This window comes from Paenibacillus sp. RS8 (genome assembly GCF_041956825.1).
Lineage (GTDB): Bacteria > Bacillota > Bacilli > Paenibacillales > Paenibacillaceae > Paenibacillus_AQ.
The window spans coordinates 5660094-5674743 of record NZ_CP168131.1; the positions used below are offsets into that span (position 1 = coordinate 5660094).

General features: G+C 43.1%; 10 protein-coding genes and 1 pseudogene. 2 read left to right on the top strand and 9 right to left on the bottom strand.

Annotated elements, in window-relative coordinates:
- Positions 1-151: 151 nt before the first annotated feature.
- From ACDZ28_RS26675 to ACDZ28_RS26705, 7 genes are all read right to left on the bottom strand, one after another.
- On the bottom strand, positions 152-3226 hold the full coding sequence (locus tag ACDZ28_RS26675; RefSeq protein ID WP_375103247.1) for a BTAD domain-containing putative transcriptional regulator: 3075 nt from the start codon (positions 3224-3226) through the stop codon (positions 152-154).
- A gap of 262 nt (positions 3227-3488) precedes the next feature.
- Positions 3489-4361 (bottom strand): GyrI-like domain-containing protein, encoded by an 873-nt coding sequence (locus ACDZ28_RS26680; protein WP_375103248.1) that lies wholly within the window; start codon positions 4359-4361, stop codon positions 3489-3491.
- 369 nt (positions 4362-4730) lie between these two features.
- Positions 4731-6296 carry a histidine kinase N-terminal 7TM domain-containing protein gene (locus ACDZ28_RS26685; RefSeq protein WP_341113589.1) on the bottom strand — a complete coding sequence of 522 codons (1566 nt, stop codon included), beginning with the start codon at positions 6294-6296 and terminating at the stop codon, positions 4731-4733.
- Positions 6297-6707: 411 nt separating this feature from the next.
- Positions 6708-7697 (bottom strand): family 43 glycosylhydrolase, encoded by a 990-nt coding sequence (locus ACDZ28_RS26690; RefSeq protein ID WP_375103249.1) that lies wholly within the window; start codon positions 7695-7697, stop codon positions 6708-6710.
- A 29-nt stretch (positions 7698-7726) separates the two neighbouring features.
- On the bottom strand, positions 7727-8560 hold the full coding sequence (locus ACDZ28_RS26695; protein ID WP_042193441.1) for a carbohydrate ABC transporter permease: 834 nt from the start codon (positions 8558-8560) through the stop codon (positions 7727-7729).
- 16 nt (positions 8561-8576) lie between these two features.
- Positions 8577-9473, bottom strand: coding sequence for a carbohydrate ABC transporter permease (locus ACDZ28_RS26700; RefSeq protein ID WP_375103250.1), 897 nt, complete (start codon positions 9471-9473; stop codon positions 8577-8579).
- Positions 9474-9558: 85 nt separating this feature from the next.
- Positions 9559-10896: an ABC transporter substrate-binding protein gene (locus tag ACDZ28_RS26705; RefSeq protein ID WP_076120577.1), complete on the bottom strand. Its 1338-nt coding sequence runs from the start codon at positions 10894-10896 to the stop codon at positions 9559-9561.
- Positions 10897-11159: 263 nt separating this feature from the next.
- Here ACDZ28_RS26705 and ACDZ28_RS26710 point away from each other — a divergent pair, with 263 nt between their 5' ends.
- Positions 11160-12224, top strand: a complete 1065-nt coding sequence (locus ACDZ28_RS26710) for a GntR family transcriptional regulator (RefSeq protein ID WP_076125373.1) — start codon at positions 11160-11162, stop codon at positions 12222-12224.
- 216 nt (positions 12225-12440) lie between these two features.
- Here ACDZ28_RS26710 and ACDZ28_RS26715 read toward each other — a convergent pair whose 3' ends face one another.
- The gene (locus tag ACDZ28_RS26715; RefSeq protein ID WP_375105421.1) at positions 12441-12797 is read right to left on the bottom strand and encodes an Ig-like domain-containing protein; all 357 of its coding nucleotides are present in this window, start codon (positions 12795-12797) and stop codon (positions 12441-12443) included.
- Positions 12798-12909: 112 nt separating this feature from the next.
- A pseudogene (locus tag ACDZ28_RS26720) lies at positions 12910-13174 on the bottom strand (TetR/AcrR family transcriptional regulator); the annotation flags it as partial.
- A gap of 135 nt (positions 13175-13309) precedes the next feature.
- On the opposite strand from ACDZ28_RS26720, the gene ACDZ28_RS26725 reads away from it, so the two are divergent.
- A complete protein-coding gene (locus ACDZ28_RS26725; protein WP_076119303.1) occupies positions 13310-14530 on the top strand; it encodes an IS256 family transposase in 1221 nt (406 codons plus the stop codon).
- The last annotated feature ends 120 nt before the right edge of the window (positions 14531-14650 follow it).

A 14650-nucleotide genomic window follows, 5' to 3' on the forward strand; every position in this document is an offset into this window, starting at 1 on the left:
TTTGTCTAAACTTTCCGCAGAATAATGTCGATTTCTGCTTCACCATATCACAGTCAGTCTAAACAAATCCTAAACAAATGCTAGTGAAAAGGGAGCATCCCTCCGTTATTTTTCATAACCTTGGGACACTCCCTTTATGGAGGAATATGCGTCAATTTATATCCAGCAATCTCCTGACCGTTTCCTTCGGCTTAATCCCGAACTCCGTCAGAAGCAGCATTCTTAATACCTCGTATTGCTTGATCGCCGAGATGCGGTCATCCGCCATAACTAGCACGCGAATGAGCCGTTCATGAATGGACTCATTTAGCGGATCATGTACAAGCGCCTTCCGCAGCAGTTCCGCAGCCGCATCATATTGCCCCTTCTTCTCCTCACGTTCATGAAGGCGAAGCAACGTTGCGACGTACTCGCTTTCCAGGCGAACTCGTGTCGGCTCTGCCCATTCGTACGAAGTGCCAGCCATAAAGCCCTCTCCGTATAATTGAACAAGCTCACCGGCATAGTCACGCAGCTTTAAATCGTCGATTTGCGCCTGTGCGGCCAGCAAACGATCCCACTCATCGAGATCACAGTACAACTGGCTTATATCGATTCGATAACCGCCTTCCACATGCTGGACGATACCGTCAATTCCGATTTGACTTAAAGCTTTTCGCAAATAGTGAGTCGTTGTATTAAACTGGGCCCCTGCCCGGTCTACCTCCACCTCTCCCCACAAACGATCGAGAATTTGATCTCTACTTACTGCCTCGCCGCGATGGTAAATGAGGAATGCCATCAATTCCTCAGTTTTGGAAGTCCGCCATTTGACCACAGAGCCATTCTCTGTCTCTACGCGCAACCGCCCGAAACATCGGATATTAACTCGTGGATGTGCGTCATAAACATGGAACGCTTGCAGCACGAGACGCGCATAACTTAATGCATCCTTCGATCCCGCACCTATGTCTCCATACGACTGCACATAAATAGACAACAGCTCTGCCATCGCCGAACCTTCGTCCACGAAACTGCGAATAAACCCTTGAGGTTTGGCGAGACGCAAAGCTTCAGCCAGCTTCGCAAGCGCCGGCTCCATTTGATTGTCGCCATATAACATCATGCTTTGTAAATTCAGAATGTGAATGCGGTCCCGCAGACGGTCTTCCTTCGTCAACAGATGATACAATCTTGCTGCGAGAGATAGCGCTGATTCGAATTGTCCGCATGCGGCCAGCACGCGAACGAGCACCAATTGTTCGGAAACTTGGTCCAGCGTTGCTTCGTCCGAGTGCGACATCCCGCAGTGCTCCAACCATCGCTGAGCAGACGCAATGTCGCCTTGACGCACCGCTAAGCTCACCTGTTCCGCTTCGATTTTGCGTATGAATATCTCATAATCGGGTGAATCGATCTTCAGCTTAAGTTGTTCTAGCAGTGTCGCTGCTTCTAGTGAGTTCCCCTTTGCTTGCTGAATTCTAGAAGCTGCCACAAAGAGCTGATACCGATTGCGAGACACCGGCGCGAATCCGTCTACATGCATAATGCGGTTTAGCCAGCCCTCCGCTTCCTCCAGCCGATTCCACTCGTACAATACCTTGGCATAGGAAGCATACATCGGTGTCGCATACGGATGGTTAACACGATCTCTCCAATACTCTATCATCCGAATGAAAAATTGTGCTGCACCATGGTAATCGTTAATGTAGCCCAGATGGTCTTCAAACTCTTCGACCGAATAATGCTTATTGTTGCCTCCTTGAATAAATAAGCTTTGTTCGAGTGCAAACGTATCTCCACGGATAAAATAGTCAGCAGTGCTCAAAAGGTCTTTCTTCACATAGGCAGCAGTACCGCAGAGATAATAGATGTCCCCCATGGTCATGCGCCATACGTCAGCATCTATATGATCCTTCAAAGCTTGGTAACGAACACGAAGCCGTTCCGCTCGATCCGGAATGTTATGAAACTGCCGAACGCCGACCATCACGAGCAAATAAAAAAGTTCAACAAGCGGTCGGCTCGCTACATATTGCTCAGGCACTTGCATCACCCAACGAGCAACGACGGTGTTCTTGCCTCCAAGAAGTTCGTACAGATGCGCTTCAATCAGGCGAGCTACATCTTCATACTGCCGTCCCGCCAAATAATGTTCCGCCGCTTCTACAATAAACCCGTTATGTTCGTGCCATTGCGCGGCACGCGCATTCGCCTGAATCCATAGCTCAGGCCATGTTCGAGCAAGCATCGACTGCAGGAAATCAGACAGCAGATGGTGATAGCGATACCAGTTGCGTTGATCGTCCATAGGAATGATGAATAGCTGAAGCTGTTCCAGTTGTTCCAACTGCTGCTGACCTCTCGCTTGACCGGTCACCGCCTCGCACAATGCATAATTCATTTGGCTTAACACGGAAGTTTGCAACAAAAAATCGCGCATCGCCTCTGGCAGATCGCGAATGACTTCCTCGAGCAAGTAATCGGATATGTGCTGCTGATGGCCGCTGAATTGACGGATCGATTCAGTCACATTGCCGCTTCGTTTCAGTGAGATGGCCGCAAGTCGCAAGCCGCAAATCCAACCCTCGGTTTGGTCATACAGCATATTGAGCTGCTCAGTCGATAGCTTCAACTCCGTCGTCTCTCGGAAGAAATCGTTTACTTCTTCTGGTCGGAACCTCAATTGCTCGATCGTAATCCGCCGCATCTCACCTTTTGCAAATAATCTTGCTGTCGGAAATGGGAGGTCGTTGCGACTTGCGATATATAAATGAATGTGGTTTGGAAGGTGTTCAAGCAAATAGCTCATCGAATTCTGGATTGCTGGCATCGTCGCCAGATGATAATCGTCAACCATGACGACCAGCTCACCCGGCAGTTGATTCAACTCGTTTAGTAGCACGTTCATCGCCGACTCCATCGATGTGGAAGATGCAGAGGACCCCTCCACCAGCAAAGGCAAAATGGTCAGGCCAAAGTCCTCGACATGATTCTGGATCGAAACGATGACCATGTTCCAGAAGGTGCTCCAATCATCGTCCTGCTTGCTCAGTGACACCCATGCAACAAGCTTGCCGCTTTGTTTGGCCCATTCGCTTAGCGCCGTCGTTTTCCCATAACCAGATGGAGCGAATAAGAGCGTAAGCTTCGCGTCCATACCCTCATCAAGCAGACGAAGCAGATCCGTACGAGCAACCAAGGTGTGCCGTACATAAGGGATGTGCATTTTAGTTGCGGTAATCATCGAAAGCCCTCCATAAGACAAAAAATGAGTAATTAGGAGTAACTTCGACATTCAAGTCGTAAATTCCTGTGCTTTCGGCTGTACAACACATGCCCCATAGCCGAATTTGCGTGGGATGACAATTGGGAAGAAGGTTGACTCGTTATTAATGACCGTTATAATTCGCCCTACTTGTGATACGGTTCACCGCTCTGTCTGTAACGGCAAGTTTTAAGGCCATCCTTTGCGGTATGTCCTTAATTTTATGAACATAGTCTCTATACTATTTTTTCGTAACCGGTATCCAAATCTCGCTCCTGAAATTGGGGGAAGATACATCCTTGCCTTCATTCCATAATATTTCCGGTCCCCTTGCTACCTCATAACTTGCGGAAGGGAACCATTCCGAATAGATGCGCCCCCAGACATTTTGTAAAGTATCGGGAAACGGTCCGACAGCTTCGAAAACGGCCCAGGTCAATGCGGGAACCTCTAATTTCGCAAAATTTTCAGGACACTCCTCGGATGTAGCTGCACCTATATAATGGTCAAGCTCTCCCTTCTCCTCCATTCGCCCTTCAGAAAAATTTGTCGATGCTGAAATCAACCCCTGTGGTTCAACATTAGAGAGCTTTTTCAATTGGTCGATGTCTAGGCTGGTTAAGCCTTTCCACATCGATGCAATTTCTGAACTCACGCCATTAAATTGGATAGGCACCTTTTTCGTAATACCTACAATACGGAACGATTCTTTCTCAACGATACGATAATTCATTTCGCTTCCTCCCTGAATAGTTAATTGGAAGGTCATTCGAGGATAGGCTTTTAAAGATGGGGCATGAGACCTAACCGAAGAGGGCGGAACCCCATGCAAGACTTGGAAGGCCCTAGAAAAGGCATCTGCCGAGCTATAACCGTATTTCACTGCCACGTCCACAATTCTTAAATCACCGACTTGAAGCTCGAATGCCGCAAGGGTCAGGCGTCTCCGGCGGATGTACTCCGATAGCGTAATGCCTGCAAGGAAGGAGAACATTCTTGAAAAATGATAGTCCGAACAACAAGCCAGCCTCGCTGCTTCCTTCAGATCTATGTCTTCATCAAGATTCTCTTCAATATAGTGTAAAGCTCTATTCAGATTTGCAAGCCAATCCATTCAAATGACCTCCCTTCAGGTACAGAATAACAAGATTCGGAAGTACCCATCCGACATCTCATGCACAGTTTTGTTGGGTTACCCAAAAGAAACTTGCCGTTACTTATGATACGGCTCACCGTAACATCTATAGAGCGAAATACAGGTAATTCTCATCCCTATACCGTTTACAATTCCTCTTTCTGTAAATTGCCTAATAGCATCACTAGCATATGATCCTTCAATATCAGAATAACTGACTGTTATATCCTATTGAAACAGTCACTCATAAGTATATTTCTTCTTGATTGATAGGCATTTTGCTCTCAATCCACCAAGTTACTAAACTAAGCACGGCTCCGATGTACGCCTCTATTTTAATTTGCTGTACTATTCCACATATTCGTACTTTTCAATAAAAACCCGCACTTGATTTCGACCAGCTCTTTTGGCAGCATAAAGTGCTTCATCAGCTTTATGAAGAAGTTGATGGATTGTTTCCTCCACAGCTCCTGTCGTTACGGATACCCCAAAACTAGAGGTAATCGTTACCAATTTTTCATTTTCAACTAGAGGCTTCTGTTCAATGCAAAATCTAAGGTAATTAGCGAAGTTTTCCCCTTCCGCTAGTGTATAACCAGGTAAAGCGAGTACAAATTCTTCACCACCATATCTAGCAAATAGTATATGTTCTCCCATCTCAGCCTTACATATTTGAGCCACATGTACTAGTATTTGATCTCCGGTTTGATGCCCATAAGTGTCGTTCACTTTTTTGAAAAAATCAATATCAAATAGAATAATCACAAAGGATGATAATTCACCCTTTGCTTTCATTAAGCTTTGCTCACTTTTCTGGAAAAAGGCACGACGATTGTATATTTGTGTAAGATCATCATAATAGGCTTGATGCTCTAACTTTTGTTGTAATGTATGTAGCTCTGTTATATCCGTAAATATAATTAGTAAGCCAGAGTTATTATTAGATTGTTGAAGCATAGAAATACGTAGCTGATATATATAATTACCTTGATGAATCGTAACATTCAATTTATCTGAGATCGTATCTAATTGAACAGGGAATGATTGATCCGTTAGCATATACCAAACTTGATCAAATGGCTGCCCTAACGTTGATCGATCCAATTCACTAAACATATTTTTACAAGCTTGATTATATTCGATTAATTGATAGGTATCATTAAGCACAATGACACCATCGTTCATACTATTAAAGATCGTTTCCTTCGCAATTGGCATTATTGATAACATTCGAGAGGAGGTAATAGACCAAAGGTACAAAACAGAAGAAAACCAAATAACCATGGGTACAGGATCGATACCATCGGGTGTCACTCCTATGAATAATAAAAATGCAGTCACTATTGGAAGCAATTGACCGCAGATGAGGGCAAATAATTGAGATCGATATACACTAACGGTTTCCTTCCAGCGTGAAAGCAGCAATAAGAGCGCAGCTAACATACAACTGAAAATGTAAATATTATGTACGGCAAACCATGCCCCATACTCAATCTCACTATATGGAGCCCCAAGCACCGAATGGATATCATATATTCTATAGTAAAAATGATGGGATTCATTAGTTACATTGATGAGAAAAGTAATACAAGGCATTGTAAGTAGAGCGATTATTCTTTTTCTCGTTATTTTATAACCCAAATATTGCATGACAAACATTAATCCTAACGGAGGGAAAAATGGCATCCCTGCATACTGTACAATATTCCAAAATCTAAGCTGTTCTAACGAAGTCGATGTTAAGCTAAAGGCATAACCAAAGCAATAAATCATTGAAGTTAATGTATTCCACATGAACAAATTAGCGATATTTGTATAATAATGTCTCCTCCAATAAGTAAAGACAAGTATAGACAAATTCAGAACAGCCGAAGTACAAACTAATGTTATATATGCTGCTATCTTCGAATCCAATAGGTATACCCACTTTCATACAATACATATATATTTACGTTAACACGATTAATATAAGATGTTGATTTGTTCCTTGAACCATTACAGGATTCCGTCCACATCACTATTATGTCTGTACTACTCACATCGTATTGATTATTGCTTCACGAAATAGATTGTTTTTAACTTAGCATGACACTCATGACAGTAGCAACACATTTATCCAATCAGTAATGCTATGATTACTATTTCGTCTATACCGATCACCAAATAGTTAGTACAACATTACGTAATTCATCACTTCTATTGCATTGCAAACAAGTACCCATCGATTGGATGGGTACTTGTTTTTATTTCTAATTATAAAGGCTTCCCCGTGTACGACATAAGTTCAACTAAATCCATTTAGAATTTTGTAAGGCGCTTGCAGATCTATTCGTATTGTACAGAACGTGCAAGTGCCGCAACAGAGCCGCGAAAATCAGGTCTACCGTCATCCGTCCACAACAGCTCCGCTACAAATGTATGGCGATTCGGATCGTATAGCGGATCTCCTACAATATGCTTATACGTTCTTGCGTGGAACACAAACAGCGTCTTCTCGCCAGTCTCTGACACCGTGAAACTATTATGACCAGGACCATACATCGAGATGCTCTCATCAGTCGTGAGAACCGGTACTTTCGACTTGCTCCATGAGGCAGCATCGAGCAAATCCGAGTCCGCATCGGCTTCAAGCAAGCCCATGCAATAATTGAAATCAGTAGCGCTAGAAGAGTAAGTGAGGAATACCCGATTATCTTTGCGAACAAATGCCGCGCCTTCGTTCACTTTATACCCGATGATCTCCCAGTCATATTCGGGCATCGTAATCATCGTTTGCGCCCCAATCAACGTCCACGGATTGCTCATTTTAGATATGTAGAGATTAGAGTTGCCTTCGATTTCCGGATCCTTTTGTGCCCATACGTAATAGAGACTACCATTGTGCTCAAAGGTAGTGGCATCGAGGGAGAAGCTTTCCCACGCGGTACGAACCTGTCCTCTTTCCGTCCAGCTGCCTTCGAGCGGATTTGTATTTTCATTCTCCAGTACATACATCCGATGATCGAACAAGCCTTCTGTCGTTTCCGACGTATGCGCGGCAGCGAAATATACGTACCATTTTCCATCAATAAAATGCAGCTCTGGCGCCCAAATATTGGCGCTAAGAATGCCAGTCTCTCTCTTTCTCCAGATCACTATAGGAGCTGATGTAATAAGCCCTTCAAGGTCCTGTGCCCTACGGATTTCAATCCGATTATACTCTGGAACCGAGGCCACGAAATAATAATAACCATCTGAATGTCGGCATATAAAAGGATCAGCTCGTTGCTCGATCAATGGTTTAATGACGCGTAACTCCTCTTGTTGGACTCCCATCTTATCACCTATTTCATAAGTAATAGATACTAACCTTTAACAGCACCCGCAGTCATACCATCAATGAAATATTTCTGGAAAGCGATAAACAATATGAAGATTGGAATGATGGAGAAGAAGGAGCCCACGATCAGAAGGTCATAGTTATTCCCATAAGGAGTTAACAATGTTTTTAACCCGATGGGCAGTGTATATTTATTTTGATCTCCCAACACCATGAATGGCCACAATAGATTATTCCAGCTATTCATACCATTCAGAATGGCCATTGCCGCAAAGGAAGGCTTCATAATCGGCATAATCACTCTGAAATATATCGCATATTCGTTTGCTCCATCAACTCGCCCAGATTGAATAATTTCTTTGGGTATGCTTCTGAGATATTGCCTAAAGAAGAATATCGTCCCGGCATTAGCTATACCCGGCAGAATGATTGCCGAATAGCTATTCACCATTTGCAAATCATTTATTAAGCTGTACAAAGGAACCAGCAATATTTCAAATGGCACCATCATAATGAGCAACACACATATAAAGAGGAAGTTCTTACCTTTGAAATCATACGCTGCAAAACCATATGCAACAAAAGCGCTTACAAACAGTGTTAAAGCAACCTGAATGATTGTTAACGTCATACTGTTCCAAAACCATACAAAATAATCATGTTGTCCAGTAAATAAATAGATAAAATTATCAAAACTCATTATTTCAAAATTCAAACTTAAGTTAAGACCATATCTTATTAAAGCTTCACCTGGTTTAAAGGAAGAGAGGGCCACTGCATAGAATGGAACCATAATTATAACGAATAGTATAATAAAGGTACTAATTATGACTATTCTAGCAATTAAGTTGTTCTTCATCTGACTAGTGTCCATTTTAATCCTCCTCCTTTTTGAACATTCCACTAAATTTCAACTGCGTTAAATTGATAATCATAGCAATGACTAATAGAACGATACCAACTGCTGCAGCGTAACCGAGCTTATTCTTCTCAATTCCTTGTCTATACAAATATCCCACTATAGTTAGGCCAATATTTTTCGGTGAATTGTTACCGTTAAACATCATTAAGCTCTCGGTAAACATTGCCAAGCCTGCATAAACACTAATTGTCGTAACATATATCGTGGTCGGCTTCAATAATGGCATTGTAATCGATCTGAACTTCTGCCAAGCAGATGCCCCGTCAATTGAAGCAGCCTCATAATAATCATTGTCAATGTTTTTCAAACCAGATAGATAGTACAGCATATTAACACCTGTCCATCGCCAACATGCAAGAATTAATAGTGCAGCCATACTCCATTCTGCATCTTTCAAGAATTTAGTAGGCTCTACACCAAATAGACCTAGAAAACTGTTCATTAATGAACCATCCATTTCGCCGAATGTTAGGCGAAAAATAGTACCCGCCACTGCGACAGATGTCAATGCAGGAAGAAAGAACGAAGATTTAAAAAACTCCCTCCCCAGCATTAACTTACTGTTTATCATAACTGCAAATAACATTGGGAAAGGGATTAACAGCACTAAGGTTCCTAGCATGTATATAACGCTATTTTTAATAGCCGTCAAAAACACTTTATCTGTGAATAACTTCGAATAATTCGCTTCACCAACCCATTTTGGATCCTGTCCCAACATCCTATCTTGAAAACTCATTACAAATGAATTTACAAGTGGATAAGACCAGAATATCAAGAATATGATTATGAATGGCAACACAAATACATAAGGTGCAACCTTTTGAGAGTATACAAATTTCTTTATCATAATCCCACTCTCCCTTGACTATGACTAAACCTGCCGAGCACCATTCTTGCCGACAGGCTTAATCATAACCATTTACTTATTATTTTTATTTCAATTCTTGTTCAATTGCTGCCTGTGCTTCATCGAGAGCTTCCTTCACGTCTTGGCCATCTTCAAAGATCGCATTCAGAGTAACCGTATTGAGCACATTGCCGATCGTCGGTGAAGCTTTTACGGATTTGATAGCTCTAATTTCGTCTTTGATTTCATTCAAAGTATCAAATGCATTTGTTTTAAAATACTGGACGTATTCGTTATCTGGGTTTTTCGTTACAGCCTCATCTTTCCATACTTCCATATTGATTGGGTCAAATCCAAGTGTATTCCAGATTTCAGTAGTAGCTTCTTTCGAAAGCTTAGCAAAAGCTACAAACTCTTTTGCCAACTGAACGTCTTTACCAGTCTTAGTAACAACTGTGCCAGTACCGCCTAAGCCAACGGAACGAGGATTACCTTCTTCGAATACAGGCAATGGAGCAATTGCATACTTACCTTTAAGGTCCTTCATTTCGTTTACAAAGCGGGACATGTACCACTCAGGCATCAATGCGCTTGCGTAGTTGCCTTTGTTGTATTCGCCTTTTGCTTCTTCTGTGTCGGGTTGTCCGCCTGGGATCGTATGAATAACATTATTCTTCTGCAGGTCAACTAACATTTCAAACGCTTTAATCATCTCAGGTGAGTTAACTTTTGGATTGCCATTTTCATCTGTAAAATCAGCGTTTTGCTGAGCAAGTAACAGCGAGGCTTGCCACGTAGCGGATGTATCAGCAGTACCTAAGTACTTACCAGTCTTTTCATAAACCTTGATACCTGCTTGTTTGTAATCTTCCCAAGTTTTGATTGTCTTGTAGTCAACACCTGCTTGTTCGAGAATTTCCGTGTTGTAGAAAGCAAGCGTAGCACCTACGTGATAATCAAAGCCATAAACCTGGTCAGCTTTGGTGTAAATATCGACACGTGAAGGAACGACAACGTCTTTGTATGGTGCAAATACATCATTCAAAGATTCCAGTGGAACGTTGTCCCCTTCCAAGAATTTAGGGAATTGACCAAGCTCGATATCCGCAATATCAGGAGCACCTTTTCCGCTTGTAACTGCCAATAAGAGCTTGTTGTGCATATCATCGTAAGGCATAACCGTTACATTCAACTTAATCTGTTTGTCTGGATTCTGTTGGTTCCATAACCCCAGCATTTTATCCAAATGCTTGCCATGCAAATCTACGAATGTCCAAAATGACATTTCTGTTGCATTCTCACCGGCATCAGCGCCTAACTGCTGTGTTTCCGTTGATGAACTGGAAGACTTACTACATGCCGACAAAACTAGTGACATCATAAGGATTGTAACGATGGAGATTAATGTAATGCGTTTTTTCATTTGTTCGTCATCCTCTCTTTTTTTGTTACTCATTTGAGATGCTGGGTGACTGGTCACTTCTGTTAATTTAAGCGGTTTCAATACGTCTCGTTACCAACCTTCTTAACATGATTCTAACCTTTCAATGAAAAGACCCCTTCGTAAAAAATTTCCTAATTCTGTATTGTAAGCGCTTTATAAATTGCATTATAATATATACGTAATATATTTTATATAACCAATTGATTATAAAAATCATTAAATTTTAAGGGAGATGTACTTATTTGAAAAAGCTGGTGCTCTACAAGCAAATTCAAGAAGATATTGTACAGAAAATTAAATCTGGGCAGCTTCGGCCAACGGACCGCGTCCCTTCTGAACAAGAATTAATGGACGAATTCAAAGTAAGTAAAATAACCGTCAAAAACGCCTTAACCCAGCTAGCTGATGAAGGATTAATTATACGCGTACAAGGCAAAGGCACATTCGTCTCTTCTAGTCTTGATGTTTCTAGCATTGATTCTCCATTATCTCCACATAGCGCGTCGTCCTTGCCGCTCATCGGCTTCATTATTCCGACGATGGTAACCCGTGTCATTCAGAAGCTCGTCGACTACACGGAACAATTCCTGTCTGAAGCTGGCCTCAGCATGGTACTAAGCATCACGCGAGAGTCCTCCTCTATCGAATCGAACGCCATTCGTACACTAACGGGGCTCGGTGTGAAGGGACTGATCGTTTTTCCAACAGAAGATGAGAAGTACAACGAATCACTACTGCGTCTGTCGCTCGATAAATTCCCATGTGTGTTCATCGACCGCTACCTGCGCAACATTGAGACATACACGATTACATCAGACAATTACGGCGGTGCGTATAAGGCTGTCTCTCATTTGCTATCCAAGGGTCATCATCAGATTGCGCTCATCTCACCTGAGAATGCCAATACAGCCATCGAGGATCGCACGCTCGGCTTCGAGAAGGCGTACACAGATCGAGGTATATCAATCGACAAGAGCTTGTGGTGTCACATCCCTCTCGACATTCTACGCGGTAAGCAAGCATTGGACTATGTAAGCGACTTCTTGCAGGGGCATAGTGGAATTTCGGCAGCTTTCTCCTTAACCGAAGAAACCGCACGCCTTACATCGGCCGCTATCAGCCGTCTCAACAATCACTCAAATATCGATTTGCTATCTTTCGATAATCCACATCTTTCATTTGTAGCTTATGTACAGCAGGATGAACAGGAAATGGCACGTACAGCCGTAAAGCTGTTACTTGAACAGATAGAGAATATTTATTCACCTAAGAACGCCGTCATTCCCGTGCAGCTCATCTTCCCCTAACTATTTCATTGGACTTTATCGACACTCTAGGAGCACCTTCAGTAGAAGTTGTCTTCTTTTGCGTTCCAGCGCATAGAGTATAACAATATATCATAAAGGTGCTAGCGGCCAAAACGGGAGATTCGCTCCACTTTGTTACGAAAACCGCTGATTCATACGGATGAAACCGATCTTCGGGTCGGGGAGTGAGTGTCAAGGAATCTCAGAGCATGACGATCATGAAGGAATATTCAAATGTCTCCAGGAACTCAATGAGGAAATAAATATGAAAATGTTTATATGAGCAAATAATTTTCTAGGCGCTGGATGGAGTAAGATCGAGTAGGGATGACATGCCGAGTGTACCGACTTGTACATCGACCGAGCCCCCACCATAGTAGATTGTAAGATATTCATACTGATTTGAGACCATATTTTATTCACGTTTTGTAGCCAACTATTTGTAGAATCTTTATAGTGATTATCGCCACTGTAGCTTGCAGTAATAGTGTGATTACCAACCGTAAGATCTGACGCCTCATAGACCGCTAGTCCCGCTAGGAACAAACGACTTACAGAGGGAACTTCTGCTATAAACGAGACCGTCTTTCCATAATCCGAAAAAAAGTCTTTTCGTTCTACTTGTGGTACGGTTCACCGTAACATAAGTAGGGCGAACTTTGGCGCGGATAAAAGGTTTTACTTTCTACTTCTCCTGCTCCTTTATAACCTGCTCAATCCCCAATAGAATCACTTCAATCCGAACTCAAACGCTCCGTCGGTCCCCATCAGCTCGAACAGCCCGTTCGTGAACATCCTCCGAACAGTCCCGCATCCTTCTCGCTCATAGAGTCCAGAAGGCGAGTCATCTCCTCCCTCGGAGGCGCTCCTTTGTCCTCAAGCATAGCGGAGACATTACGCTTATGCTGATAATCGTCTAGAACGAAGTGGTAGATGTAGTTCACAAGCGTAGGGCTTGGGGCAGGCTCTGAAAACAATCGTCCCAGATCATAGCGAAAAAAACTTCGAAGATGAGTCTGTAAAATATATTGTGTAAACTCTCAAACCCATTAAAATGGAAGTAAGAGAAAGGTTGGGGAGAACACATGGGACTTTGGACAAAACAGCAGTTACGGGAATTTATTAAGGAAAACAATTTGGTAAGCGCACAGGATGCGCAGAATGCTCTAAAAGAGCTGTTTGCGGAGACGATTCAGGAGATGCTGGAAGCCGAAATGGATACTCATTTGGGCTATGGAAAGCATGAGGTGAAAGCGAAGCTCACGCCAAACAGCCGTAACGGAAAGAGCCGTAAAACCGTAGTCAGTGAGTATGGTGAGCAGGAAATCGCTATTCCTCGGGATCGGTTGGGCGAGTTTGAGCCCTTGGTCGTCAAGAAGCATCAGTCGAATGTAACGGGCATCGAAGAACAAATTATTGCGCTGTATGCGAAAGGGATTAGCACCCGAGAAATTCAGGACCATTTAGGGCAGATGTATGGTATTGAGGTATCTCCAACGCTCATTTCCAATGTCACGAACAAGATTGTGCCTCTCATTAAAGAATGGCAGAACCGGCCTCTGCAAGGGGTCTATGCCGTCGTCTATTTGGATGCGATCCACTTCAAAGTCAAGCAAGATGGGGCCATTATCAATAAGGCTGCCTACATGGTCATTGGCATTGATCTGGACGGAAACAAAGACGTGCTGGGGATGTGGATTGGTGAGAATGAGTCCTCCAAGTTCTGGCTGAGTGTGCTGAATGAACTGAAGAATCGCGGGGTTCAGGACATTCTCATTATCTGCGTGGATAACCTGTCCGGATTCTCTCAAGCGATTGCCGCCTGCTATCCTCAAACGGAAATCCAGAAGTGTATTATTCACCAAATCCGCAGCTCCACACGGTACGTGTCGTACAAGGATATTAAGAAGGTAACAGCCGACTTAAAGCCTATTTACAAGGCAGCTACCGAGGAAGGTGCCTTGCTTGAACTCGACCGTTTCGAGGAAGTTTGGGGAGCGAAATATCCCCTCATTATCCGTTCCTGGCGGACCAATTGGGACGAACTCGCTACCTTTTTCAAGTACCCGCCTGAGATCCGCAAACTGATTTACACCACCAATATGATTGAGAGTTACCACCGTCAGCTTCGTAAAGTGACGAAGGGAAAAAGCATCTTTCCCACAGATGAGGCGCTACTAAAAATGCTCTATCTGGCCACCGTCGACGTCACTCGGAAATGGACAGGACGTGTCCAAAACTGGGGGCAAATGCTGCTCCAGCTGTCGGTCTTTTTCCCCGATCGGGTCGGTCAACACTTGCGTTAAATTCGCGACTTCCCCCTCGGGGGAATCTGTGCTTAAAAGAGTTTACACAAAATTATTGACAGACCCTCGAAGATCTCTTTTTACTAAGCTCTTCAAAGTTTTCTGTCGTGGTAATTTATA

Excerpts from the sequence above, each read along its gene's own strand:
- ACDZ28_RS26680 (WP_375103248.1), bottom strand. The coding sequence starts at position 4,361 with ATGGATTGGCTTGCAAATCTGAATAGAGCTTTACACTATATTGAAGAG.
- ACDZ28_RS26695 (WP_042193441.1), bottom strand. The coding sequence starts at position 8,560 with ATGAAGAACAACTTAATTGCTAGAATAGTCATAATTAGTACCTTTATT.
- ACDZ28_RS26690 (WP_375103249.1), bottom strand. The coding sequence starts at position 7,697 with ATGGGAGTCCAACAAGAGGAGTTACGCGTCATTAAACCATTGATCGAG.
- ACDZ28_RS26675 (WP_375103247.1), bottom strand. The coding sequence starts at position 3,226 with ATGATTACCGCAACTAAAATGCACATCCCTTATGTACGGCACACCTTG.
- ACDZ28_RS26705 (WP_076120577.1), bottom strand. The coding sequence starts at position 10,896 with ATGAAAAAACGCATTACATTAATCTCCATCGTTACAATCCTTATGATG.
- ACDZ28_RS26725 (WP_076119303.1), top strand. The coding sequence starts at position 13,310 with ATGGGACTTTGGACAAAACAGCAGTTACGGGAATTTATTAAGGAAAAC.
- ACDZ28_RS26700 (WP_375103250.1), bottom strand. The coding sequence starts at position 9,473 with ATGATAAAGAAATTTGTATACTCTCAAAAGGTTGCACCTTATGTATTT.